Genomic DNA, 21,219 nt, shown 5'->3' on the forward strand with positions numbered 1-21,219 from the left:
CGCTGCGACCTTGGGTCGAAGGGAGATCAGGCGGGGTCCATGGGCTCGGTACCCACAGCCTTTCCGGCGCGCGACAGCTTGATCTTCTCCACCCGGTCCTCGGCCGCTGTCAGCAACCGCTCGCAGTGATTCTTCAGCTTCTCGCCGCGCTCGTAGATGCGAATCGACACGTCGAGGGCCACTTCGCCGCGCTCCAGGTCCGAAACGATGCGTTCCAGCGCCGACAGCGCGTCCTCGAAGCTCATGCGCTTGATGTCGGAATCGTCGGGCGGAAGGGTCGCGGATAGGTCGGATGCCATATGATGTCCTTGCGGATTTTTGGTCAGCCGGCCATCAGGCGCGCGACATGCGCGGCGGCCGAGCGCTCCAGTCCCAAAAGGTCGTAGCCCCCTTCGAGGAGGCTGACCAGCCTGCCCCTAGCATGGCGGTCGGCTATGGCTAACAGTTGTCCGGTCGCCCAGTCGAAATCGCCTTCCTCGAGTTGCAGGTGGGCGAGGGGGTCGAGATGGTGGGCGTCGAACCCCGCCGAGACGATCACGAGGTCCGGTCGAAAGGTGTCGAGCGCGGGGATCACCACGTCGCGAAACGCCGCGCGGAAGGCCTCGCCGCCATCGCCGGCCAGAAGCGGCGCGTTCACGATGTTGCCCGCGCCGGTTTCGCTTCGCTCGCCGGTGCCGGGATAAAGCGGCATCTCGTGCGTGGAGGCGTAGAGCACGCTTGGGTCGGTCCAGAAGATGTCCTGCGTGCCGTTGCCGTGATGGACATCCCAATCCACGATGGCGACCCGTTCCAGCCCATGCACTTCCTGTGCGTGGCGCGCGGCGATCGCCGCCGCGTTGAACAGGCAGAAGCCCATGGCGGTTTCCCGCGTCGCGTGGTGGCCGGGCGGGCGGGAGGCCACGAAGACGTTGTCGGCACGGCCTTCCACCACATCGTCGACGCCCGCGCAGGCCGCACCCACCGCGTGGAAGGCGGCCGAGAAGCTTTTCGGGCTCATCACCGTGTCGGCTTCGATCCGCACCGTGCCGCTCGGCGGCGCGGCCTTGGCGATGCGCCGCACATGCTGCTCGGGATGGGCGCGGTAGACAGCCTCGATCGTCGCTTCGGGCGCCAGCACCCGCTCCAGCCGGTCGAACCGCTCGTCGGATAAGGCCTTTTCGACGGCCCCCATGCGATCCGGCCGCTCGGGATGGCCGAGGCCCGTCAGGTGCTCGGCAAAAATCGGGTGGTGATAAAGCCGCGTCGTCATCGGCGCGAAACTAGGCTTGCCACGGCTCTGTTCAATTCGCCGTCAGCCTCGGCCCGTTTGGCCGCGATGGCGTAGGTAATGGTCGGCCAGCGCGCAGGCCACCATCGCTTCGCCCACCGGCACGGCGCGAATGCCGACGCAGGGGTCGTGCCGGCCCTTGGTGACCACATCGACTTCCGCCCCGTCCGCATCCATGGAACGGCGCGGGTTGAGGATGGAGGAGGTCGGCTTCACCGCAAAGCGCAGAACGATGTCCTGACCCGTCGAGATGCCGCCCAGAACGCCGCCGGCATTGTTGGACAGAAATTCCGGCTTGCCGTCCGCGCCAGCGCGCATCTCGTCGGCATTGGCTTCGCCGGTCAGCGTCGCCGCTTCGAAGCCGTTGCCGATCTCGACCCCCTTCACCGCGTTGATCGACATGAGGTTGGCGGTCAGATCCGCGTCGAGCTTGCCGTAGAGCGGGGCGCCGAGTCCCGCCGGCACGCCGCTCGCCACGATCTCGATCACCGCGCCGACGGAAGAGCCGTTCTTGCGGATGTTATCCAGATAATCCTCCCATTCGCGGGCGGCTTCCGGGTCGGGGCAGAAGAAGGGGTTGCGGTCGATCTCCGCATCGTCCCAGCGGGCACGGTCGATGCGCTTCTCGCCCATCGCCACGAGCGCGCCGCGAATGCGCACATTCGGCAGAACGAGGCGCGCGATGGCGCCGGCCGCGACGCGGCAGGCCGTTTCGCGCGCCGAGGAGCGCCCGCCGCCGCGATAATCGCGAATGCCGTATTTGGCGTCATAAGCGTAGTCGGCATGGCCCGGTCGGTAGCGGCGCGCGATCTCACCATAGTCCTTCGAGCGCTGGTCGACATTCTGGATCTCCAGCGCGATGGGCGTGCCGGTGGAGATCAGTTCGCCTTCCGCCTCGCCCGGCATGGTGCCGGACAGGACGCGCACCTCGTCCGGTTCGCGGCGCTGCGTGGTGAAACGCGATTGCCCCGGCCGGCGCTTGTCGAGCCAGTTCTGGATGTCCCGTTCGGTGAAGCGAAGGCCCGGCGGCGTGCCGTCCACCACGCAGCCGATCGCGGGCCCGTGGCTTTCGCCCCAGGTGGTGACGCGGAACAGATGGCCGAAGCTGTTATGGGACATGGATCGTTTACGAAATAGCAAGAACCGACGCGGATGTAGACGGGCGGCAACCCTCCGGTCAAATCGTGTTTCGGTCGATCAAGAAGCGCCGCCCGGATCGTAAAAAGACATAATTGCGACGCCAAATTCCAGATGTCTCGCGGCGTGCCGAAGTCGCGAGCGGTGGGGTTCCGGCGCAGGACGCAACAATGACCAACAAAGAGATCATCGCCTTCTTCGCGTCCTCGTTTCTCTGCGTCTCGATGACCATCCCCGTCCATGCCGAAGAAAAGACCGGCACGGTCGCCGCGCTCGACCCGGACCTTTCCACGATCACCTTCGAGGACGGTTCTTCCTACGCCCTGCCGAAGGGCTTCGACTACGCTGCCGTCGTGCCGGGCATGGAAGCGCATGTGATCCTGAAGGCCTGACGCGCTTCTAGACCCAGTCGACGCGTTCTTCGCGGGCTTCGATCACGCGGTCCTGCGCGATAAAGGAATGGGCCGCCTCCTCGGTGGTCATCTCATCGAGGCGAACAAGGAAGCAGCGCGCGATGCCGCCATGAGCGACGACGATCGTCGGGCGCGTCAGTTCGGCGAAGACCGGCCAGATGCGCTTGTCCAGCATCGCATAGCTTTCGGCGCCCGCGCCCGGCGGCACGTAGTTCCACTTGTCCCGTTCGCGTTCTTCGATGGCGCCCGGCGTTTCCTTCGCGATCTCGGCGAGGGTGAAGCCCTGCCAGTCGCCGAAGTGGAGTTCCATCAAACGCGGGTCGGTCGGATAGCCTTCGCGCGGCAGGCCAAGGGCCTCGCGCAGGATCTCCATCGTCTCACGGGTGCGTCCGAGCGGGCTCGCCAGGAAATCCCAGCCGGGCGCACCGGCCCCCAAGAGCTCACGCAGACGCGCGCCGTTGCCGGCGGCCTGCCTGCGGCCGAGATCGTTCAGCGGAATGTCGGTCTGGCCCTGGATGCGGCGCTCCGCGTTCCAGGCCGTTTCGCCATGCCGGCAAAGAAAAAGGTGCGGCAGCATCGCGCCGCGCCGCTCGCGCGTCAGTCCTTGACGACGGAGATGTCCGGGGCGTCCACGGCCTTCATGCCGATCGTGTGGTAGCCCGAATCGACGTGGTGCACTTCGCCGGTGACGGCGCTGCCGAGATCCGACAGGAGGTAGAGCGCCGAATTGCCGACTTCGTCGATGGTGACGGTGCGCTTCAACGGCGCGTTGTACTCGTTCCACTTCAGGATGTAGCGGAAATCGCCGATGCCGGAGGCGGCCAGCGTCTTGATCGGGCCGGCGGAGATCGCGTTGACGCGAATCGCCTTGCCGCCGAGATCGACGGCCAGATAACGCACCGACGCTTCCAGGGCGGCCTTCGCGACGCCCATGACGTTGTAGTGCGGCATCACCTTTTCGGCGCCGTAATAGGTCAGCGTCAGCATGGAGCCGCCATCCGTCATCAGCTTCTCGGCGCGCTGGGCGACCGCCGTGAAGGAATAAACGGAGATCAGCATGGTCTTGGTGAAGTTGGCTTCCGACGTATCGACGTAACGGCCCGTCAGCTCGTCCTTGTCGGAAAAGCCGATGGCGTGGACGATGAAGTCGAGCTTGCCCCACGTTTCCTCGATCGTCCGGAAGACGGCATCGATGGTTGAGGCGTCGGAGACGTCGCAATGACCGGCGAGGATGGCGCCGAGCTCGGCGGCCAGCGGCTCCACGCGCTTCTTCAAGGCATCGCCCTGATAGGTGAGGGCGATCTCTGCGCCGGCTTCCCGCAAAGCCTTCGCGATCCCCCAGGCGATCGAACGATTGTTCGCGACGCCCATGATGAGGCCGCGCTTGCCGCTCATCAAGCCTTGGGTTCCTGCCATGACTGTTTCCTTGCCGGTATGTGGGGACGGCGCGGCCGCCCGCGGCGGCGGTATGGCATAGCGCCTCGCTGCCATCAAGGCGTCGGCCTCACACGGCGGGGGCCGGCTGGCGCGCTTTCAGGAAATCGGCAAGCGCCGCGTCGGGCTCGTCGGGCAGGGTGATGCGGACGGAAACGAGAATGTCGCCGCGCCCGCCGGCCTTCGTGGTGAGCCCCTTGCCGCGAAGCCTTAAGGTTCGCCCGGTATTCGACCAGGGCGCGAGCTTCAACGAAACGCGGCCGTCCAGCGTGTCCACCGGCAGGGTGCCGCCGAGAACGGCTGTGTCGAGCGGCACGGGCAGGTCGAGGATCAGGTCGCGGTCCTTCAGGCGAAAGCGCGGATGCTCGACGAATTCGATCGTCACCATCGCGTCGCCGGCTTCGCCGCCTGCGAAGGAGGCCGGCTGGCCTTGCCCGCGAAGGCGGATCGTCTGCCCGTCCTCGACGCCGGCCGGCAGGCGGATCGCCAGCCTTTTGCCGGACGGAAACACGGCCTCGACCTTGTCGTCGGAAACCACGTCCTCCAGGCGCACCTTCAAGGTGGCGCGGATGTCCTCGCCCTTGGCCGAGCCGCTTCGCGCGGCGTTGAAGCCCGAACGCCGGCCGCCACCGCCGGCTGCGCCGGCACCGGCTCCTCGTCCGAAAGCCTGTTCGAAGAAATCCGCGAACGAGCTGTCCGACCCACCCGCACCGCCACCGCCCGCGGAGCGGAAATCGAAACCGCCCGAACCACCGAAGGGATTGCCGCCGCCCCCGAACGGATTGCCACTGCTGCCCGAAAAGCCCTGGAACTTCGGCTTGCCTTCCCCGTCGATCTCGCCGCGGTCGAATTCGCCGCGCTTGTCCTTGTCGCCTAAGATCTCGTAGGCCTGATTGGCCTCGTTGAAGCGCGCGCCGGCCTGGCTATCGCCCGGATTGGCGTCCGGGTGATATTTCTTGGCGAGCTTGCGGAAAGCGCTCTTGATGTCCTTTTCGCTGGCGGTCTTGGGCACGCCGAGAACGGCGTAGGGATCGCGCATGGGCTCAACGTCCTAAAGATCGACAGAAGTGGCATCGGCGTTCGCGCCGCCGCTTCAGCGACCTCATATGGCGTCTTTATGCCGGCAATTGAAGAGCGGAAGGACGAGAGCGCCCTTATCGGCGACGGATCAGCCGCCTTCGTTGAACTTCGTCAGCGTCCACTCGCCCTGGCCCTTGGTGCAGGCTTCGCCGTCGTAAAGCGCCACGCCGTCGTAGCGCTGGCGCGAGGTGCGGAACTGGCGGCAGATCATGTTGCCGGCGCGATGCTCCTCGATGACGCTGATCGCGCCGCTCGCGCCCGTATCGGCATTCGCCCAGGCGATGGGCTGCGCGTCGCCCCCGGTGATGTTGGCGGAGGAAACGGCGTTGCGCACCGTATTCTGGTCCGACTGGTCGACCGGGCTCGCGACAGCCGCTTGTTGCTGGGCGGGCGGGATCGAGTTGGTCGCGGTCTTGTCCAAGGCGTCTTCCAGCCCGCCGCCGGACACGACGCAGGCCGAAAGTGTGGATGCCGTCATCAGGGCGAAGAGCGCGGCTTTGTAAGTCTGCATCTCGGTCCTATGTCTCGCTGGCCCGAAGGTCGCGATGAGCGATGGGCATCAGGTCGGCTCGGAGCCCATCCACTATGACGAACGAAAGCTTAACTCTTGGTGAAACCCTCGCCGGCGAAGACCCTTTCGGGCTTTTCGCCGATTGGCTGCGCGCAGCCGAGGCCTCGGAGATCAACGATCCGGGCGCGGTCGCCTTGGCGACGGTCGACGACGCTGGGCTTCCGGACGTCCGAATGGTGCTCCTGAAGGGCTTCGACGCTCGCGGTTTCGTTTTCTACACGAATTTCGAGAGCGCGAAAGGCAAGGAGATCCTGGCCAGCCGAAAAGCCGCCATGTGTTTCCATTGGAAGACACTGCGCCGTCAGGTGCGGGTGCGCGGGCCCGTGGAGGTGGTCTCCGACGCCGAGGCTGACGCTTATTTCGCTTCGCGCCCGCGCGGCAGCCGCCTCGGCGCCTGGGCGTCCCGCCAGTCGCAGCCGATCGCAAGCCGGAAGGCCCTGATCGACGCGGTGGACGAGGTCGACCGGCAACATCCCGGCGATACCGTTCCCCGGCCCCCGCGCTGGTCCGGCTTCCGCATCCGCCCCGCCGAGATCGAGTTCTGGCAGGACGGCGAGTTCCGCCTCCACGACCGCATCCAGTACAAAGGTGGCGAGGGCACGGGCGGCTGGGAGCGGACACGGCTGTCGCCGTGAAGCTTTTCGCAAGAAGGCCTCGGCGCGCGAATTTCCAACGCGCCGAGTGGCCTTGAGGCGTCAGGTCTCCGTGCCGCCGACGGTGATCTGGTCCATCCGCAGATGCGGCTGGCCGACGCCAACCGGCACGCTTTGGCCGGCCTTGCCGCACATGCCGATGCCGGTGTCGAGCTTCAAATCGTTGCCGATCATGGAAACGCGGTGCATCGCCTCCGGGCCGTTGCCGATCAGCATGGCGCCCTTCAACGGCTCGCCGACCTTTCCGTCGCGGATGCGATAGGCTTCGGTGCAGCCGAACACGAACTTGCCGGAGGTGATGTCCACCTGCCCGCCGCCGAAGGACACGGCGTAGATGCCGTCCTTTACGGAGGCGATGATTTCTTCGGGCGTCTTGTCGCCGCCGAGCATCATCGTGTTGGTCATGCGCGGCATCGGCACATGGGCATAGGACTGCCGCCGGCCGTTGCCGGTGCCGGGCACTCCCATCAGCCGGGCGTTCTGCCGGTCCTGCATGTAGCCGACGAGCTTGCCGTCCTCGATCAGGGTGGTGCGGTTGGTGGGGCTGCCCTCGTCGTCGACCGTGAGCGACCCGCGCCGTCCCGCGATGGTGCCGTCATCTACTACCGTCACGCCCTTGGCGGCGACCTGCTGGCCCATCAGTCCGGCGAAAGCGGAAGTCTTCTTGCGGTTGAAGTCGCCTTCCAGACCATGGCCCACCGCCTCGTGCAGCATGACGCCCGGCCAGCCCGAGCCGAGCACGATGTCGAAGGCACCGGCGGGCGCGGGCACGGCTTCGAGGTTCACCTTGGCCTGACGCAGCGCTTCGTCCGCGACGCGCCGCCAGTTCTCTTCCACCAGAAACTCGCCGAAACCGGAGCGTCCGCCGGTGCCGAAGGAGCCCGTTTCCTGCCGGTCGCCGCGCCCGGCGACGACGGACACGTTGATGCGGACGAGCGGGCGCACGTCGCGCACCAGAATGCCGCCGGCGCGAAGGATTTCCACCGTCTGCCAGGACGAGGCGAGCGACACGGAAACCTGCCGGACTTCCCCGTCGTTCTCGCGAAGATACGCGTCGATCGCCTGAAGAAGCTTCACCTTCTCGGCGAAGCCGGGGGAGGGAATCGGGTTCTCTTCGCCGTAGAGCTTGGCGTTGGTGCCGCGCGGGGGCTCGGAATAGGTGCCGGAATGGCCGGCCTTCACCGCAACGACGGTTTCAACGGCGCGCTTCAGCGCGGCTTCCGACATCTCGCCGGAATGGGCATAGCCGACGACTTCACCGGCGACGGCGCGGAGACCGAAGCCCTGATCGACGTTGAAGCTGCCCGATTTCAGGCGGCCGTTGTCGAAAACGAGGCCTTCCGATTCGCGGTGCTCCAGAAAAAGCTCACCGTCGTCGGTGCCGGCGAGCGTGTCGCCGAGAATGGAATCGATCGCGGAGCGCGAAAGATCGAAGCGCTCGATCAGCGATGCGGGCATGACGGTCTCCGGGTGGCGTTCACTGGGCCGGAGATAGGACTTCGCGAGCCGTTTGAGAATGAGCGCTCTACGGAAGCGCCTTGAAGCCGTCGCCGAAGCCGTTGAGATCCACCGGAATGCCGATGCCTTGTTCGGGCGTCTGGAACACGATGAAGGTGGCGCTCTTGCCGCTCGACAGGGTGCTTAAGAGCTCGTCGGCCAGAATCACCTCGGCATAGCAGCCATCGGAAAAACAGCGCACGAACTGGGCGCGGCCGATGTCCTTGCCGTCGACATAAAGGCCGAGCCCGTTGGGCAGAAGAATGCCGAGCGGGGCGAGAATGCGCAGAATGCGCGCCTTGCCGTCGGCGGTCTTCAATGCCACGACCGACAGGCCGATTTCCGGCCGATCCTCGGCCACGACGTTCTGGAGAAGCGCGCATTGGTCGCTGGCCGCGCCCGCCGGGCGGTCGCAAACGAGATTCCAGGCGCCGTGCTGCGACTTCACCGTGCCGGGCGTCGCGGTGGCCGGCGCCTGCGGCTGTGCCGGCGCGGGCGTTGCCGGAGAGGGGGCCGGGGCGGGCTGGGCAAGGGCCGACGGGGCCGTGACAGCCCCGATCATCCCTGCGAGCGCTGCCGCCGTCATGAGCCGTCCGAGGCGAACCACCATCTTTGTCAATCCGAATCAAGTACCGCGGATGAGTCTGCCGCGAAGATGGAAAACGAAGCGTTAACGTGGCCCATATGGCACGGCGATGGCGACCTTCGCCACTCCCGCACCCGGTTTCCCCCTTTCGCGATCATGCCGCATGGCTCAAGCAGTTTGGAATTGTTGCAGATCGGGGCCATTCGTGGTTTGAACCTTGGCGGGGAGCCGAATAAAATCACGGGGAGGGTGACGGCTCGGATGTCGCAGTGCTTCAAGTGCAGGCGGCGTCTTCGGCCGTGTCGCGTGGCGGCAGGTCGGCACCCGCGAGAGGAGAAGGCTTCGTGAAGAGAACGATCATCGCCGCGCCGGCGCTTTTCCTTGGGGTATTGGCGGCGGCGGCTCAGGAATTGCATCCCGGCCAGCCGCACCCATGGGGCGTGCAGCTCCAGGAAGCCTTGTCGCCGACCGAGGCCGAGATCCACTGGTTCTCGAACTACACGCTCGCCTTTATCGTGCCGATCACGATCTTCGTGGCGGGCCTCCTGGCCTGGGTGGCATTCCGCTACAACGCCAAGCGCAACGTGGTGCCGTCCCGCACCAGCCACAACACCACGATCGAGGTGATCTGGACGCTGGCGCCGGTTCTGATCCTCGTGTTTCTCGCCATTCCGTCCTTCCAGCTTCTGTCCAAGCAGTACAATCCACCGCGCGAGCCCGAACTGACGGTGAAGGCGACGGGCTACCAATGGTACTGGGGCTACGAGTACCAGCCGGGCCAAACCGATCCGGCGGCGACGAACGGACCCGCCCCGACCGTTGCCCCCGGCGCCGGCACGCAGGAAGCGACCACGACGGCGGCCGCCGCGCAGCCCGTGTCCTTCGAATCCTACATGCTGCAGGAAGGCGACCGCTCGAAGGCCGGCAAGGAAGACAAGGCCGCATTCCCGCGCCTTCTGACCGTCGACAACGAACTCGTGGTGCCGGTCGATACGGTGGTGCGCATCCTCGCGACCTCCGGCGACGTCATCCATTCCTTCGCCATCCCCTCCATGGGCGTGAAGGTCGACGCCATTCCGGGGCGCAACAACGAATATTACTTCGAGGCCAAGCACGAAGGCATCTTCTACGGCCAGTGCTCCGAGCTTTGCGGGCGCGACCACGCCTTCATGCCGATCGGCGTTCGCGTCGTCTCCAAGCCGCAGTTCGATGCATGGCTCGCCAGCGCCGCCACCGATCTTCAGAACGCCAACAAGCAACTGACCGCTTCGGTCGAGGCGGCGCGCGCGCCCGCCCTCGCCAGCCGTTAGAACCCGACCCCTTAAGGACATCGTCATGGCCACCGGAGCCGCGCTTCACGACGATCACGCGCACAAGCCGCAAGGCTGGACGCGCTGGGTCTATTCCACCAACCACAAGGACATCGGCACGCTCTACCTGATCTTCGCGATCATGGCGGGCATCGTCGGCGGCGCCTTGTCCGTCGCCATGCGCATGGAGCTTCAGGAGCCGGGGCTCCAGATCTTCGGCGACCCGGCGATGTATAACGTCTTCACCACGGCCCACGGCCTGATCATGATCTTCTTCATGGTGATGCCGGCGCTGATCGGCGGCTTCGCCAACTGGATGATCCCGATCATGATCGGGGCGCCGGACATGGCCTTTCCGCGCCTCAACAACATCTCCTTCTGGCTCCTGGTGCCGGCCTTCCTCCTGCTTGTGATGTCCATGTTCGTGGACGGCGCGCCCGGCTCGCACGGCGCGGGCACCGGCTGGACGATGTATCCGCCGCTTTCGACCTCCGGCCATCCCGGTCCAGCGGTGGATCTGGCGATCTTCGCGCTGCACGTCGCCGGCGCGTCCTCGATTCTGGGCGCCATCAACTTCATCACCACCATTCTCAACATGCGCGCGCCGGGCATGACGCTGCACAAGATGCCGCTCTTCGCCTGGTCGGTTCTGGTGACGGCCTTCCTGCTTCTTCTGTCGCTCCCGGTTCTGGCCGGCGCCATCACCATGATGCTGACGGACCGCAATTTCGGCACGACCTTCTTCGCGCCGGCCGGCGGCGGCGACCCGATCCTCTACCAGCACCTTTTCTGGTTCTTCGGGCACCCGGAAGTCTACATCCTGATCCTGCCGGCCTTCGGCATCGTCAGCCACGTCATCTCCACCTTCTCCCGCAAGCCCGTCTTCGGCTATCTCGGCATGGCCTATGCCATGGTCGCCATCGGCGTCGTCGGCTTCGTGGTGTGGGCGCACCATATGTATACGACCGGTATCTCGCTCAACACGCAGCGTTATTTCGTGTTCGCCACGATGGTGATCGCGGTGCCGACCGGCATCAAGATCTTTTCCTGGATCGCCACCATGTGGGGCGGCTCGATCTCGTTCCGCGTGCCCATGCTCTGGGCGATCGGCTTCATCTTCCTGTTCACGGTGGGCGGCGTCACGGGCGTCAAGCTCGCCAATGCCGGCATGGACCGCGTGCTGCACGACACCTATTACGTGGTGGCGCACTTCCACTACGTCCTGTCGCTCGGCGCGGTCTTCGCCATCTTCGCCGGCTGGTACTACTGGTTCCCGAAGATCTCCGGCTACATGTACAACGAGCGGATCGGCCAGATTCACTTCTGGATGACCTTTGTCGGCGTGAACCTCGTGTTCTTCCCGCAGCACTTCCTGGGGGCTCAGGGCATGCCGCGCCGCTACGTCGATTATCCCGACGCCTTCGCCGGCTGGAACCTCATTTCCTCGCTCGGCTCCTATATTTCCGGCATCGCGGTGTTCGTTTTCCTTTACGGGATCTACGAAGCCATGCAGAAGAAGCGCCTTGCCGGGGACAATCCCTGGGGCGAGGGCGCGACGACGCTGGAATGGCAGCTTTCCTCGCCGCCGCCCTTCCACCAGTGGGAACAGCTCCCGCGCATCCGCTGATCGGGCGCTCGAGTCCGAACAATAGTCCCGGCCCCGCGCAAGCGGGGTCGACCGCATGGAAGAAAAGCTCTTCCGAGCCGCGATCGAGGTCCGCTTGACGCTTGTTCATACCGAAATGTCCGCCTTCGCGACGGAGCGGAACATCAGCCTTGCCGAGCCGGGCGACTTCTTCGCTCTTCTGAAGCCGCGGGTGATGTCGCTCGTCGTCTTCACCGCGATCACCGGGCTCCTGATGTCCCCGGTCACGGTCAATCCGGCGCTCGGCTTCATCGCCATCCTGTCGATCGCGCTCGGCGCGGGCGCGGCCGGTGCGCTGAATATGTGGTACGATGCCGATATCGACGCCGTGATGAGCCGCACGGCCAAGCGCCCGGTGCCGGCCGGCCGCGTGACGCCGGAAGCCGCTCTCGCCTTCGGCACCGCCATGGCGTGCCTGTCCGTGATGCTTCTCGGCCTTGCCGTGAACTGGTTCGCCGCCGGGCTTCTGGCCTTCACCATCTTCTTCTATGCCGTGATCTACACGATGTGGCTGAAGCGCTGGACGCCGCAGAACATCGTGATCGGTGGTGCGGCGGGTGCTTTCCCGCCCATGGTCGGCTGGGCCGCCGCGACGGGTGGCGTGTCGGTCGAAAGCGTGACGCTCTTTCTCATCATCTTCCTTTGGACGCCGCCGCATTTCTGGGCGCTCGCCATGTTCAAGATGCGGGACTACGGCGCGGCCGGCGTGCCCATGCTGCCGAACGTCGCGGGCGAGGCGGCGACGCGTTTCCAGATCCTCCTTTACTCCCTGATCCTCGTGCCGGTCGGCGTCGCCCCGAGCCTTCTCGGCTTCGCCGGGCCGATCTACGGCGCGGTCTCCGTGCTGCTTGGCGCGAACTTCCTGCGCCTTGCCTGGAAGACCTACCGCATGGCCGACGGCGATCCGAAGATGCTGCCCGCGAGGAAGCTCTTCGGCTTCTCCATCCTTTATCTCTTCGCGCTCTTCGCGGTGCTTCTCGCCGGTGCGGTGGCGACGCGCCTCGGCTTCCCGGGCGTCGTTTGAGAATGGAAGATCGCGTTACGCTGACCCCGCAGGAGAAGGCCGCGAGGCGTCGCCGATCCGTGGCGATCGGACTGTTTCTCGTCGGCCTCGTCGTGATCTTCTATGTCGTGACGATCGCCAAGCTGGGAGGGTGAGCGATGACCGCTGACGATGCGAAGCCGTCTGCCAGCGAGGACAAGCGCCAGCAAGCGCGAGGCCGCACGATCGCCCTGTCCTGCGTCGCCTTCGTGTTCGGCATGGTGGGCATGGCCTATGCCTCCGTGCCCCTCTACGAAATGTTCTGCAACGCGACGGGCTATGGCGGCACCACCCAGCGCGCCGAAGCCGGACCCACTACCGTCAGCGAGCAGTCGATCAACGTTCGCTTCGATTCCAACGTCGAGAAGGGGCTGCCCTGGTCCTTCCAGCCGACCGAACGCCAGCTCCGCGTGAAACTCGGCGAAGTGCGCCAGACCGCCTACCGGGTGAAGAACCTGTCCGACAAGCCGATCACGGCCCGCGCCGATTACAACGTGACGCCCGAATCAGCCGGCGCCTTCTTCAACAAGATCGCCTGCTTCTGCTTCAACGACCAGACGCTTCAGCCGGGCGAGGAGCAGTTGATGCCCGTGATCTTTTTCGTATCGCCCGACGCTCTGGACGCCGAGGACATGCGCGGACTGCCGACCATCACCCTGTCCTATACGTTCTTCGGGGTGGATAAGCCGGCGTCTCCGGTGGCGGCGGGGGCCCGGAACGGAACACAAGCGAGTTTCTGAAAGACGCAAACCTTTCCGCCGGCCCGCCATGGGCCTGCTGGAAGCGGGTTGCGGTCTCGTGTAGAACAGGTTGGGAGAGGGTTCGGGAAACCCTCGGGGAGTGGGATATGGCCGATACCAGCCACGCGCACGGCAAGCAGCACGACTATCACATCATCGATCCGAGCCCCTGGCCGTTTGTAGCGAGCCTTGGCGCGTTCATCATGATGTTCGGCGGGGTCGGCTGGATGCGCTTCCACCTCGACCAGCCGTTCAACTTCCTCGGCATGAATCTGGCGACGCCGTGGATCTTCTTTCTCGGCCTCGCGATCGTGCTCTACACGATGTACGCCTGGTGGTCGGATACGATCCGCGAAGGGCAGGAGGGCGCGCATACGCCCGTCGTGTCCATGCACCTGCGCTACGGCATGATCATGTTCATCGCCTCGGAGGTGATGTTCTTCGTCGCATGGTTCTGGGCCTTCTTCGACGCGAGCCTGTTTCCGGGCGAACTCGTGCAGGCCTCGCGCGCGCAGGTCCTGGGCGGCGTTTGGCCGCCGAAGGGCATCGAGGTTCTGGACCCCCTGCACCTGCCGCTCTTCGGAACGGTGACGCTGCTTCTATCCGGCACCACGGTCACCTGGGCGCACCACGCCATGCTGGAAGACGACCGCCAGAGCCTGATCACGGGCCTCGCGCTGACCGTCGCGCTCGGGCTGATCTTCTCCTACGTCCAGTATCACGAATATGCCCACGCCCCCTTCGAGTTCGCGGGCTCGATTTATGGCGCGACCTTCTTCATGGCGACGGGCTTCCACGGCGTCCACGTCATCATCGGCACGATCTTCCTCGCCGTTTGTCTTCTGCGCGCCATTCGCGGCGGCTTCACCCCGCACAAGCATTTCGGCTTCGAGGCCGCGGCCTGGTACTGGCATTTCGTCGACGTCGTCTGGCTCTTCCTGTTCTTCGCCATCTATGTCTGGGGCGGCTGGGGCGGCACGATCCACGGCGCCGGCTGACAGGCGGCTTTTTGATCCCTACATGAAGGGCGGCGTCGCGAGGCGCCGCCCTTTTCCTTTGAAGGGGAGTCCATGACGGACCCGCAAGCCTCCTATCCCGACGTCGATCCTGGCCGCGCCGCCATGCGCGGGCGCTGCCCGCGCTGCGGGGAGGGGCCCTTGTTCGACGGCTTCCTGAAGTTGCGTCCGTCCTGTTCCCGTTGCGGCCTCGACTACGCCTTCGCCGATGCGGGCGATGGCCCCGCCGCCTTCGTGGTCCTGATCGTCGGGGTCGTGGTGATCGGTTTGGCGCTTTGGGTCGAGATCAGCTTCTCCCCGCCGCTATGGGTCCACCTTCTCCTTTGGCTTCCCTTGAGCGTGATTCTCGTGCTTCCGCTAATGCGCCTTTTCAAAGGGCTCCTGATCGGGCTCCAATATCGCAACCGCGCCGCCGAGGGCCGCCTCGATGCTTGATCGGACAGCGGCCATGCCCGTCCCCCGCCCGACGCGCCGCAAGGGGATCATCGCGCTCGTTCTCGGCCTCGTCGCCGTCGCGATCCTCTGCGCGCTCGGCACGTGGCAGGTCGAGCGCCTCCATTGGAAGCAGGCCATCATCGAGCGCATCGACGCGCGCATCCATGCCGCTCCTCAAACGGCGGACGCCATCGAGACGCAAGTGAAGGCGACGGGCGATGTCGAATATCTGCCGGTCACCGTGACGGGGCGCTTCCTCAACGGGGCGGAACGCTTCTTCTTGTCCACCTTCGAGGGCCAGTCCGGCTGGAACGTCCATGTTCCTATGGATATCGGCGGCAACCGCTTCGTGATCGTCAATCGCGGCTTCGTGCCCTACGAGTTGAAGGACCCGGCCAAGCGTCCGCAAAGCCAGATCGAGGGCGAGACGACGGTGACGGGCCTCGCGCGCGACGTCTATGCCGAGAAGCCCTTCTTCATGATCCCGGACAACGATATCGGCCGAAACCAGTTCTTCTGGCGCTCGCTGCCCGACATCACAGCCGGCGCTGGCTTGCCGGCGGGAGCGAAGGTGCTCGACTTCGTGGTGGATGCGGGCGAAGGGCGTGCGCCCGGCGGCTGGCCGGCCGGCGGCACGACCGTCATCGACATTCCCAACAACCACCTGCAATACGCCATCACATGGTATGGATTGGCACTCGTGCTGGCCGCCATGCTGGGTTATCAGGTTTATCGCGCCTGGCGCCCGGTCACCCCATCGGGACCCGACGGCGCTTGATTTGCCCCCGCGACGAAGAGACGGACGCTTCGCTTTGCTTCAAACGCTCGCCAAACCGCCGCTGACCCTTCGCCTTTGCGAGCCGCGCGGCTTCTGCGCGGGCGTCGATCGCGCGATCCAGATCGTGGTCCTCGCTTTGAAGAAGTACGGCGCGCCGGTCTATGTGCGCCACGAGATCGTCCATAACCGCTACGTGGTGGAAGGCCTGCGCAATCTCGGCGCGGTGTTCGTGAAGGAGCTCGACCAGATCCCGGACGACGGCCAGCCGGTGGTGTTTTCCGCGCACGGCGTGCCCAAAACCGTGCCGGCGGAAGCGCAGCGCCGCGAGCTTTTGTATCTCGACGCGACCTGCCCGCTCGTTTCCAAGGTGCACAAGCAGGCGCTTCTTCATGTGAAGCGCGGCCGGCATGTCCTGCTGATCGGCCATGCCGGGCACCCGGAAGTCGTCGGCACGATGGGCCAGCTTCCCGAAGGCACCGCGACGCTGATCGAGTCGGAAGAAGCCGTCGCCGCCTTCGAGCCTCTCGACCGCGAGAACCTCGGCTTCGTGACGCAGACGACGCTGTCCGTGGACGACACGGCGGGCGTCATCGCGGCGCTGCAGGCGAAGTTCCCGGCGCTGACCGCCCCCTCGTCGGATTCCATCTGCTACGCCACCACCAACCGCCAGGACGCGGTGCGGGTCGCAGCCCCGCAAGCCGATCTCTTCATGATCGTCGGCGCGCCCAATTCCTCCAATTCCATGCGTCTCGTGGAAGTCGCGAGCCGGGCGGGCGCCAGGGATTCCTGTCTCGTCCAGACGGCGGCGGACGTGCCCTTCGAGCGTATCCACGGCGGCATGGTGCTGGCCATGTCGGCCGGCGCGTCGGCACCCGAGATCATCGTGGACGAGATCGTGAACTCGCTGCGCGACCGCTTCGACCTGCGCCTCGAACTGGTGCAGACGGCGGTGGAGAACGAGAACTTCCCCGTGGTGCGCTCGCTTCGCGAAACGCCGCTGGAGGCCAGGGACATGGCCTTCGTCAACGGCGAGCGTTGAACCCATGGCCGTTTATACCGACGTCACCGAGCCCCAGCTTTCGGACTTCCTGAAGGACTACGATCTCGGCGATCTCCTCAGCTACAAGGGGATCGCGGAAGGGGTGGAGAATTCCAATTTCCTTCTTCGCACCACGGCCGGCACCTTCATCCTGACGCTCTACGAGAAGCGCGTGAACAAGGGCGATCTGCCCTTCTTCGTCGGCCTGATGCGCCATCTCGCCTCGCGCGGCCTGTCCTGTCCGCTGCCGGTGGAAGCGCGGAACGGTGAAACGCTGGGCGAGTTGTCCGGGCGGCCGGCGGCGATCTTCACCTTTCTGGAAGGCATGTGGACGCGCCGGCCGGGCGTCGCCGAATGCCGCGCCGTCGGGCGCGCGCTGGCCGGCATGCACGGCGCGACGGCCGATTTCGAGGGCCATCGCCCGAACGCGCTGTCGGTGTCCGCTTGGGCGCCGCTCGCGGAAAGCTGCGGGCCGCAGTCCAACCGGGTGGAGCCGGGTCTTTTCACCGAAATCAGCCGCGAGCTTGCCGAGATCGAGGCGCTTTGGCCGAAGGATCTGCCGACCGGCGTGATCCATGCCGATCTTTTCCCCGACAACGTGTTTTTCCTGCAAGGCCAGCTTTCGGGCCTGATCGACTTCTATTTCGCCTGCAACGACATCCTCGTCTACGACCTCGCCATCTGCCTTTGCGCCTGGTGCTTCGAGCCGGACGGCGCCTTCAACATCACCAAGGGCCGGGCGATGATCGAGGGCTATCGCGCTGTCCGGCCCTTGTCGGCGCGCGAGATCGAGGCCTTGCCGGTTCTGGCGCGGGGGGCGGCCATGCGCTTCCTCCTGACGCGGCTCTACGACTGGCTGAACGTTCCCGATGATTCCTTCGTGACCAAGAAGGACCCGAAGGAATACCTGCGCAAGCTGCGCTTCCATCGCGGCGTGAAAAGCGCGGCGGATTACGGTTTGCATCTGGAAGAAGCATGAGCGGGCAGCGCGTCGAGATTTTCACGGACGGTGCCTGTTCGGGCAATCCGGGACCGGGCGGCTGGGGCGCGATCATGCGCTACGGCGACACGGAAAAGGAATTGTCGGGCGGCGAGCCGCTGACCACCAACAACCGCATGGAGCTTCTGGCCGCCATCTCGGCGCTGGACGCCCTGAAGCGGCCGATGGCGATCGACCTTCATTCGGACTCGCAATATCTGCGCGACGGCATCACCAAGTGGATTCACGGCTGGAAGCGCAACGGCTGGAAGACGGCCGACAAGAAGCCGGTGAAGAATGCCGAGCTTTGGCAGGCGCTGGATGCCGCGCGCCTTCGCCACGAGGTGACCTTCCACTGGATCAAGGGCCATGCCGGCCATCCGGAAAACGAGCGCGCCGACGAACTCGCCCGCCTTGCCATGGCGCCCTTCAAGAAGGGCGGCGCCGCCGCTATCGCTCCTCGACCGTGACCTGACGCGGCGAGGCGAGGCTCGCCAAAGCGCGCGAATGAGCAAAGCAGCGCGCGTCGCAAGTCCTCAATGGGCTCGGAAGAAGCGGATCGGCGCTCAGATTCATGGTGAGGCTCCCCGGCCTCGTGCGATCGCCAAGGAGGCGTATCCGGCCGGCAAGGCTTTTCTCATCGCCCGCCGTCCAGCTTCGGAGAAGCGCTGTCGCCTCGTCGGACAAAACGATATGCGTCTCGGAGGCAAAGAGTTCGCCGACCCGTTCGGCAAGGGCCGCCAGGCGGTCCCGCCCGTCCGGGGAGGGCGGGTTCATCTTCAGCATCAGGCTGCCGACCGCGCGCTCGCCGCGCCCCCGCGCCACGAGAAACGCCTCGTCATCCGCCGCGCCGTCGATCCGCAGCGGTGACGCACATTCCCATTCGCCCGCGAAAACCTGGCTCGGCTCCCACCGCGCCTGATCGAAGCCGAGCGCGGCGAGACTTTCGCAGAAATCGCCGGGGTTCAATCCGGCGAAGGCGAGGAAGCGCCGACCGCCGATGGGCGTCGGCTCGGGCGAGAAGAAGGGATCGGTGACTTGCGCATTCGCCCGGCTCGCCGGTGCCGCCGGGGATGGCTCGCGGCGCACGGTCGGAACGGTGGTGAAGGTCGGAGGCTTCACCACGAGCGGCGGTTCTTCGGAGGCGCGCATGGAAAGCATGGCGAAGACGCCGCCGCAGGCGACGAGCGCCACGACGAGCCCGCCCCGCAGAAGAGGGGCGGCCGCCGCCAGTGTCTGGAAAGCGTGGCCGAGGCGCGCGGACAAGCGCCGGAGCGGCGAGCTTGATTCCGGCGCGTCACTGGTGGCCGGGCTGTCCGTCCATCTGTCCATCGCCCGTCGCCGCCGCCTTCCTCGATCCTTCCACGCTGCGCCCTCATAGCATGGAAGCGGTTCAGCAGCCGTTGCTTGCCGCTTCAAAGAGCCGCGAGGATGGTCTCCGCCGAGCTTTTGTCCGGTAGTCCCGGCTTTTCCTCGACATTCAGAAGCTTCACCACGCCGTCCTCGACGATCATGGAAAACCGGCGCGAGCGCGTACCGAGCCCCGCCACCGCCAGATCTACGTCGAGGCCGAGTGCCTTCGTGAAATCGCCGTTGCCGTCGGCAAGGAACAGGATGCGCCCCTCAGCGCCCGTCGCCTTTTGCCAGGCCTTCATGACATGGTGGTCGTTCACGGCCAGAACGGCGATCTCGTCGACACCCTTGGCGCGGATTTCGTCGTTGTGGTCGAGAAAGCCCGGCAGGTGATTCTGGCTGCAGGTCGGGGTGAACGCCCCCGGCACGCCGAAAAGCACGACCTTCCTGCCCGCAAACACTTCCGTCGTGGCGATCTCGCGCGTGCCGTCCTCGGTCGGCGTCTTCAGGGTGGCTTGCGGGATGGGCTCGCCGATCGCGATGGTCATGGGGCTCGACTTTCCTTTTGCGTGTTCTCGGTGCGGAACATAGCGTTCCTCAGTTTCCCGGAAGGGGCAAATCCACCTCACTGCGCCAGCTTGCCTCGCCTTTGACGAGGATCGCCTCGGCCCGCACCGGCTCGCCGCCGCGCTTTCGCGGTTGGCGCAGCACGGGCAGGCGAAGCACGACGCCGCCATCCGTTGTTTCGCTCGTGCCGGACGGCTTGTCGAAGGCCCAGCCCTCCGCCGCGACGAAAAGATCCGCATTTTGCCCGAGATCGCCCGGCTTCACCGTGACGTCGAGGCTTTTCCCGTCCGGCGAAAGGCGCATCGACGCGATGCCCTCGTCTCGGCTGCTCGCCTTCGACAGGGCGGCGAAGGCGGCCTCGATCGAACCTTCGTCGGTTGGGGGCTCGGAGGTCAGGTGGAGTGAAGCGGGAATGCAGACCTCGCGGCAAAGCCCGATCGTCAAACGAAGGTCGAGATGCGGGACGGCATTCCCGGTCGCCGTGCCCTCGATCGCCACCGCGAAGGGGGCTGAATAAACGGTGGATTCCGAAAAGCCGTCATCGAAGCGATGCGGGGCGGGGAAATGCGCTTCCACCGCCTTCGTGCCGGCGCTGGCCGCGAAATCCATGGATGGCGGAATGCCGGCGTCGCCGGGATCGAGCCAATAGGTCTTCCAGCCGGGTTCCAGATCCACCAGAAGCGCGCCGCGCCAGCGCCCGTCGGGTCCGGGCGGCTCGGCCAGAAGCGTGAAATGCGCGCCGTCCTCGGCATGCTTTCCGGCAGCGGAGATGGTCCCGGCCGGAAAAAGAAGGAAGCCGAGAACCGGTATGGCAAAGCGTAGCATGGCATGGATCATCGCTGCCGCGGTGCCCACTTGTCCAGTGCGGCGCGATCTCGATCCGTCCTCGATGGTGACCAAGCCGAAAAAGCTGCGACTTTTCGGTGTTTGCCCTTGATGGCTTGCGATTGCCGCCCTCCAATGGTGCAATGCGTTCGCGCATTGCCGAAAGTGCCGGATCAAGCGGGATAGCCGATATGGACGAGAACGGCGGAAGCACCGAGCAGACCATGCCTTCCGGCATCGAACCGGGAGCCGGACAGATCGGCGAGGCGGGGAACTCGCTCGAAGGGCATTTCCTGATCGCCATGCCCGGCATGGAGGATGAGCGCTTCGCGCGCTCCGTGGTCTATGTCTGCGCCCATTCGGCGAGCGGCGCGATGGGCTTCATCATCAACAAGGCGCAGCCCATCACCTTCGCGACCCTTCTCGCGCAGCTCAACATCGTGAAGGAAGAGGACGCCATCCGCTTGCCGAACAGCACGCGCGACGTGTCCGTCTGCATGGGCGGGCCGGTGGAACGCGGCCGAGGCTTCGTGCTTCATACCGGCGACTACAGTTCCGAATCCACCGTGGCGATCTCCACCGGTGTGTCGCTGACGCCGACGCTCGACATCCTGAAGGCGATCTCGCAAGGGGTCGGGCCGGACTCGGCGCTGATGGCGCTCGGCTATGCCGGATGGGGCGCGGGCCAGTTGGAAGGCGAGATCGCGGCCAATGGCTGGCTGACCTGCAAGGCCGATGATGGCCTGATCTTCGACACCAAGCTCGACGGGAAATATTCGAGGGCGCTGGCTCTTCTCGGCGTTGATCCGGCCTTTCTCGCGACCGAAGCCGGCCACGCCTGAAGGGCGTCAC

26 protein-coding genes are annotated in these 21,219 nt (G+C 65.6%); 14 read left to right on the top strand and 12 right to left on the bottom strand.

Annotated features, from left to right (window positions below):
- Window positions 1-26: 26 nt before the first annotated feature.
- Genes F9929_RS02730 through aroC form a run of 3 tightly spaced genes read right to left on the bottom strand, consistent with a single transcriptional unit; the run spans window position 27 to window position 2,386 of the window.
- The gene (locus F9929_RS02730; RefSeq protein WP_152044981.1) at window positions 27-299 is read right to left on the bottom strand and encodes an exodeoxyribonuclease VII small subunit; all 273 of its coding nucleotides are present in this window, start codon (window positions 297-299) and stop codon (window positions 27-29) included.
- A gap of 23 nt (window positions 300-322) precedes the next feature.
- Window positions 323-1,249 carry a histone deacetylase family protein gene (locus F9929_RS02735; RefSeq protein ID WP_152044982.1) on the bottom strand — a complete coding sequence of 309 codons (927 nt, stop codon included), beginning with the start codon at window positions 1,247-1,249 and terminating at the stop codon, window positions 323-325.
- A gap of 42 nt (window positions 1,250-1,291) precedes the next feature.
- Window positions 1,292-2,386: a chorismate synthase gene (gene aroC / locus F9929_RS02740; protein WP_152044983.1), complete on the bottom strand. Its 1,095-nt coding sequence runs from the start codon at window positions 2,384-2,386 to the stop codon at window positions 1,292-1,294.
- 188 nt (window positions 2,387-2,574) lie between these two features.
- Here aroC and F9929_RS02745 point away from each other — a divergent pair, with 188 nt between their 5' ends.
- Complete coding sequence (locus F9929_RS02745) at window positions 2,575-2,796, top strand: DUF1344 domain-containing protein (RefSeq protein WP_152044984.1); 222 nt, start codon at window positions 2,575-2,577, stop codon at window positions 2,794-2,796.
- 7 nt (window positions 2,797-2,803) lie between these two features.
- Here F9929_RS02745 and F9929_RS02750 read toward each other — a convergent pair whose 3' ends face one another.
- The 4 genes from F9929_RS02750 to F9929_RS02765 form a co-directional block, all read right to left on the bottom strand.
- Entirely contained in the window at window positions 2,804-3,394 is a 591-nt protein-coding gene (locus F9929_RS02750; RefSeq protein WP_152044985.1) for a histidine phosphatase family protein, read from the bottom strand.
- Window positions 3,395-3,414: 20 nt separating this feature from the next.
- Window positions 3,415-4,233: an enoyl-ACP reductase FabI gene (gene fabI, locus F9929_RS02755; protein WP_152044986.1), complete on the bottom strand. Its 819-nt coding sequence runs from the start codon at window positions 4,231-4,233 to the stop codon at window positions 3,415-3,417.
- Between the two features lie 88 nt (window positions 4,234-4,321).
- On the bottom strand, window positions 4,322-5,290 hold the full coding sequence (locus F9929_RS02760; RefSeq protein WP_152044987.1) for a DnaJ C-terminal domain-containing protein: 969 nt from the start codon (window positions 5,288-5,290) through the stop codon (window positions 4,322-4,324).
- Window positions 5,291-5,419: 129 nt separating this feature from the next.
- The gene (locus F9929_RS02765; protein WP_152044988.1) at window positions 5,420-5,842 is read right to left on the bottom strand and encodes an RT0821/Lpp0805 family surface protein; all 423 of its coding nucleotides are present in this window, start codon (window positions 5,840-5,842) and stop codon (window positions 5,420-5,422) included.
- A gap of 74 nt (window positions 5,843-5,916) precedes the next feature.
- Here F9929_RS02765 and pdxH point away from each other — a divergent pair, with 74 nt between their 5' ends.
- On the top strand, window positions 5,917-6,537 hold the full coding sequence (pdxH, locus tag F9929_RS02770; protein ID WP_152044989.1) for a pyridoxamine 5'-phosphate oxidase: 621 nt from the start codon (window positions 5,917-5,919) through the stop codon (window positions 6,535-6,537).
- Window positions 6,538-6,597: 60 nt separating this feature from the next.
- Here pdxH and tldD read toward each other — a convergent pair whose 3' ends face one another.
- Together tldD and F9929_RS02780 are read right to left on the bottom strand one after the other, a co-directional pair.
- Window positions 6,598-8,013: a metalloprotease TldD gene (gene tldD, locus F9929_RS02775; RefSeq protein WP_152044990.1), complete on the bottom strand. Its 1,416-nt coding sequence runs from the start codon at window positions 8,011-8,013 to the stop codon at window positions 6,598-6,600.
- 67 nt (window positions 8,014-8,080) lie between these two features.
- Window positions 8,081-8,662, bottom strand: a complete 582-nt coding sequence (locus tag F9929_RS02780) for an invasion associated locus B family protein (RefSeq protein WP_193227581.1) — start codon at window positions 8,660-8,662, stop codon at window positions 8,081-8,083.
- Between the two features lie 320 nt (window positions 8,663-8,982).
- Between F9929_RS02780 and coxB the strand changes: the two genes are divergently transcribed.
- The 11 genes from coxB (at window position 8,983) to rnhA (ending at window position 18,092) form a co-directional block, all read left to right on the top strand.
- Window positions 8,983-9,948 carry a cytochrome c oxidase subunit II gene (gene coxB / locus F9929_RS02785; RefSeq protein ID WP_152044991.1) on the top strand — a complete coding sequence of 322 codons (966 nt, stop codon included), beginning with the start codon at window positions 8,983-8,985 and terminating at the stop codon, window positions 9,946-9,948.
- Window positions 9,949-9,973: 25 nt separating this feature from the next.
- Window positions 9,974-11,575 (top strand): cytochrome c oxidase subunit I, encoded by a 1,602-nt coding sequence (ctaD, locus tag F9929_RS02790; RefSeq protein ID WP_152044992.1) that lies wholly within the window; start codon window positions 9,974-9,976, stop codon window positions 11,573-11,575.
- Window positions 11,576-11,690: 115 nt separating this feature from the next.
- A complete protein-coding gene (gene cyoE, locus F9929_RS02795) occupies window positions 11,691-12,617 on the top strand; it encodes a heme o synthase (RefSeq protein ID WP_152045212.1) in 927 nt (308 codons plus the stop codon).
- A gap of 2 nt (window positions 12,618-12,619) precedes the next feature.
- Window positions 12,620-12,751, top strand: a complete 132-nt coding sequence (locus F9929_RS02800; protein WP_152044993.1) for a protoheme IX farnesyltransferase — start codon at window positions 12,620-12,622, stop codon at window positions 12,749-12,751.
- A gap of 3 nt (window positions 12,752-12,754) precedes the next feature.
- The gene (locus tag F9929_RS02805; RefSeq protein WP_152044994.1) at window positions 12,755-13,375 is read left to right on the top strand and encodes a cytochrome c oxidase assembly protein; all 621 of its coding nucleotides are present in this window, start codon (window positions 12,755-12,757) and stop codon (window positions 13,373-13,375) included.
- A 107-nt stretch (window positions 13,376-13,482) separates the two neighbouring features.
- Entirely contained in the window at window positions 13,483-14,373 is an 891-nt protein-coding gene (locus F9929_RS02810; protein WP_152044995.1) for a cytochrome c oxidase subunit 3, read from the top strand.
- 72 nt (window positions 14,374-14,445) lie between these two features.
- The gene (locus F9929_RS02815) at window positions 14,446-14,826 is read left to right on the top strand and encodes a DUF983 domain-containing protein (RefSeq protein ID WP_152044996.1); all 381 of its coding nucleotides are present in this window, start codon (window positions 14,446-14,448) and stop codon (window positions 14,824-14,826) included.
- A gap of 13 nt (window positions 14,827-14,839) precedes the next feature.
- Window positions 14,840-15,604, top strand: a complete 765-nt coding sequence (locus F9929_RS02820; protein ID WP_152044997.1) for an SURF1 family protein — start codon at window positions 14,840-14,842, stop codon at window positions 15,602-15,604.
- Between the two features lie 34 nt (window positions 15,605-15,638).
- On the top strand, window positions 15,639-16,643 hold the full coding sequence (gene ispH / locus F9929_RS02825; protein WP_152044998.1) for a 4-hydroxy-3-methylbut-2-enyl diphosphate reductase: 1,005 nt from the start codon (window positions 15,639-15,641) through the stop codon (window positions 16,641-16,643).
- Between the two features lie 4 nt (window positions 16,644-16,647).
- The gene (locus tag F9929_RS02830; protein ID WP_152044999.1) at window positions 16,648-17,622 is read left to right on the top strand and encodes a homoserine kinase; all 975 of its coding nucleotides are present in this window, start codon (window positions 16,648-16,650) and stop codon (window positions 17,620-17,622) included.
- Window positions 17,619-18,092, top strand: a complete 474-nt coding sequence (gene rnhA / locus F9929_RS02835) for a ribonuclease HI (RefSeq protein WP_152045000.1) — start codon at window positions 17,619-17,621, stop codon at window positions 18,090-18,092. The genes F9929_RS02830 and rnhA overlap by 4 nt, the downstream gene beginning before the upstream one ends.
- Here the strand turns inward: rnhA and F9929_RS02840 are convergent.
- From F9929_RS02840 to F9929_RS02850, 3 genes are all read right to left on the bottom strand, one after another.
- A complete protein-coding gene (locus F9929_RS02840; protein WP_152045001.1) occupies window positions 18,073-18,954 on the bottom strand; it encodes a DUF6030 family protein in 882 nt (293 codons plus the stop codon). The genes rnhA and F9929_RS02840 overlap by 20 nt on opposite strands.
- A gap of 83 nt (window positions 18,955-19,037) precedes the next feature.
- Window positions 19,038-19,523 carry a peroxiredoxin gene (locus F9929_RS02845; RefSeq protein ID WP_152045002.1) on the bottom strand — a complete coding sequence of 162 codons (486 nt, stop codon included), beginning with the start codon at window positions 19,521-19,523 and terminating at the stop codon, window positions 19,038-19,040.
- 49 nt (window positions 19,524-19,572) lie between these two features.
- Window positions 19,573-20,367: a protein-disulfide reductase DsbD domain-containing protein gene (locus F9929_RS02850; protein ID WP_193227582.1), complete on the bottom strand. Its 795-nt coding sequence runs from the start codon at window positions 20,365-20,367 to the stop codon at window positions 19,573-19,575.
- Window positions 20,368-20,591: 224 nt separating this feature from the next.
- Here F9929_RS02850 and F9929_RS02855 point away from each other — a divergent pair, with 224 nt between their 5' ends.
- Window positions 20,592-21,209 (top strand): YqgE/AlgH family protein, encoded by a 618-nt coding sequence (locus tag F9929_RS02855; RefSeq protein WP_152045213.1) that lies wholly within the window; start codon window positions 20,592-20,594, stop codon window positions 21,207-21,209.
- Window positions 21,210-21,219 lie beyond the last annotated feature (10 nt).

It is taken from the genome of Aureimonas psammosilenae (assembly GCF_009176975.1).
GTDB lineage: Bacteria > Pseudomonadota > Alphaproteobacteria > Rhizobiales > Rhizobiaceae > Plantimonas > Plantimonas psammosilenae.

What these genes read in the sequence shown, in the direction of transcription:
- F9929_RS02730 (WP_152044981.1), bottom strand. Translation starts at nt 299, where the DNA reads ATGGCATCCGACCTATCCGCGACCCTTCCGCCCGACGATTCCGACATC.
- F9929_RS02735 (WP_152044982.1), bottom strand. Translation starts at nt 1,249, where the DNA reads ATGACGACGCGGCTTTATCACCACCCGATTTTTGCCGAGCACCTGACG.
- aroC (WP_152044983.1), bottom strand. Translation starts at nt 2,386, where the DNA reads ATGTCCCATAACAGCTTCGGCCATCTGTTCCGCGTCACCACCTGGGGC.
- F9929_RS02745 (WP_152044984.1), top strand. Translation starts at nt 2,575, where the DNA reads ATGACCAACAAAGAGATCATCGCCTTCTTCGCGTCCTCGTTTCTCTGC.
- F9929_RS02750 (WP_152044985.1), bottom strand. Translation starts at nt 3,394, where the DNA reads ATGCTGCCGCACCTTTTTCTTTGCCGGCATGGCGAAACGGCCTGGAAC.
- fabI (WP_152044986.1), bottom strand. Translation starts at nt 4,233, where the DNA reads ATGGCAGGAACCCAAGGCTTGATGAGCGGCAAGCGCGGCCTCATCATG.
- F9929_RS02760 (WP_152044987.1), bottom strand. Translation starts at nt 5,290, where the DNA reads ATGCGCGATCCCTACGCCGTTCTCGGCGTGCCCAAGACCGCCAGCGAA.
- F9929_RS02765 (WP_152044988.1), bottom strand. Translation starts at nt 5,842, where the DNA reads ATGCAGACTTACAAAGCCGCGCTCTTCGCCCTGATGACGGCATCCACA.
- pdxH (WP_152044989.1), top strand. Translation starts at nt 5,917, where the DNA reads ATGACGAACGAAAGCTTAACTCTTGGTGAAACCCTCGCCGGCGAAGAC.
- tldD (WP_152044990.1), bottom strand. Translation starts at nt 8,013, where the DNA reads ATGCCCGCATCGCTGATCGAGCGCTTCGATCTTTCGCGCTCCGCGATC.
- F9929_RS02780 (WP_193227581.1), bottom strand. Translation starts at nt 8,662, where the DNA reads ATGGTGGTTCGCCTCGGACGGCTCATGACGGCGGCAGCGCTCGCAGGG.
- ctaD (WP_152044992.1), top strand. Translation starts at nt 9,974, where the DNA reads ATGGCCACCGGAGCCGCGCTTCACGACGATCACGCGCACAAGCCGCAA.
- cyoE (WP_152045212.1), top strand. Translation starts at nt 11,691, where the DNA reads ATGTCCGCCTTCGCGACGGAGCGGAACATCAGCCTTGCCGAGCCGGGC.
- F9929_RS02800 (WP_152044993.1), top strand. Translation starts at nt 12,620, where the DNA reads ATGGAAGATCGCGTTACGCTGACCCCGCAGGAGAAGGCCGCGAGGCGT.
- F9929_RS02805 (WP_152044994.1), top strand. Translation starts at nt 12,755, where the DNA reads ATGACCGCTGACGATGCGAAGCCGTCTGCCAGCGAGGACAAGCGCCAG.
- F9929_RS02810 (WP_152044995.1), top strand. Translation starts at nt 13,483, where the DNA reads ATGGCCGATACCAGCCACGCGCACGGCAAGCAGCACGACTATCACATC.
- F9929_RS02815 (WP_152044996.1), top strand. Translation starts at nt 14,446, where the DNA reads ATGACGGACCCGCAAGCCTCCTATCCCGACGTCGATCCTGGCCGCGCC.
- F9929_RS02820 (WP_152044997.1), top strand. Translation starts at nt 14,840, where the DNA reads ATGCCCGTCCCCCGCCCGACGCGCCGCAAGGGGATCATCGCGCTCGTT.
- F9929_RS02830 (WP_152044999.1), top strand. Translation starts at nt 16,648, where the DNA reads ATGGCCGTTTATACCGACGTCACCGAGCCCCAGCTTTCGGACTTCCTG.
- rnhA (WP_152045000.1), top strand. Translation starts at nt 17,619, where the DNA reads ATGAGCGGGCAGCGCGTCGAGATTTTCACGGACGGTGCCTGTTCGGGC.
- F9929_RS02840 (WP_152045001.1), bottom strand. Translation starts at nt 18,954, where the DNA reads ATGGACAGATGGACGGACAGCCCGGCCACCAGTGACGCGCCGGAATCA.
- F9929_RS02845 (WP_152045002.1), bottom strand. Translation starts at nt 19,523, where the DNA reads ATGACCATCGCGATCGGCGAGCCCATCCCGCAAGCCACCCTGAAGACG.
- F9929_RS02850 (WP_193227582.1), bottom strand. Translation starts at nt 20,367, where the DNA reads ATGCTACGCTTTGCCATACCGGTTCTCGGCTTCCTTCTTTTTCCGGCC.
- F9929_RS02855 (WP_152045213.1), top strand. Translation starts at nt 20,592, where the DNA reads ATGCCTTCCGGCATCGAACCGGGAGCCGGACAGATCGGCGAGGCGGGG.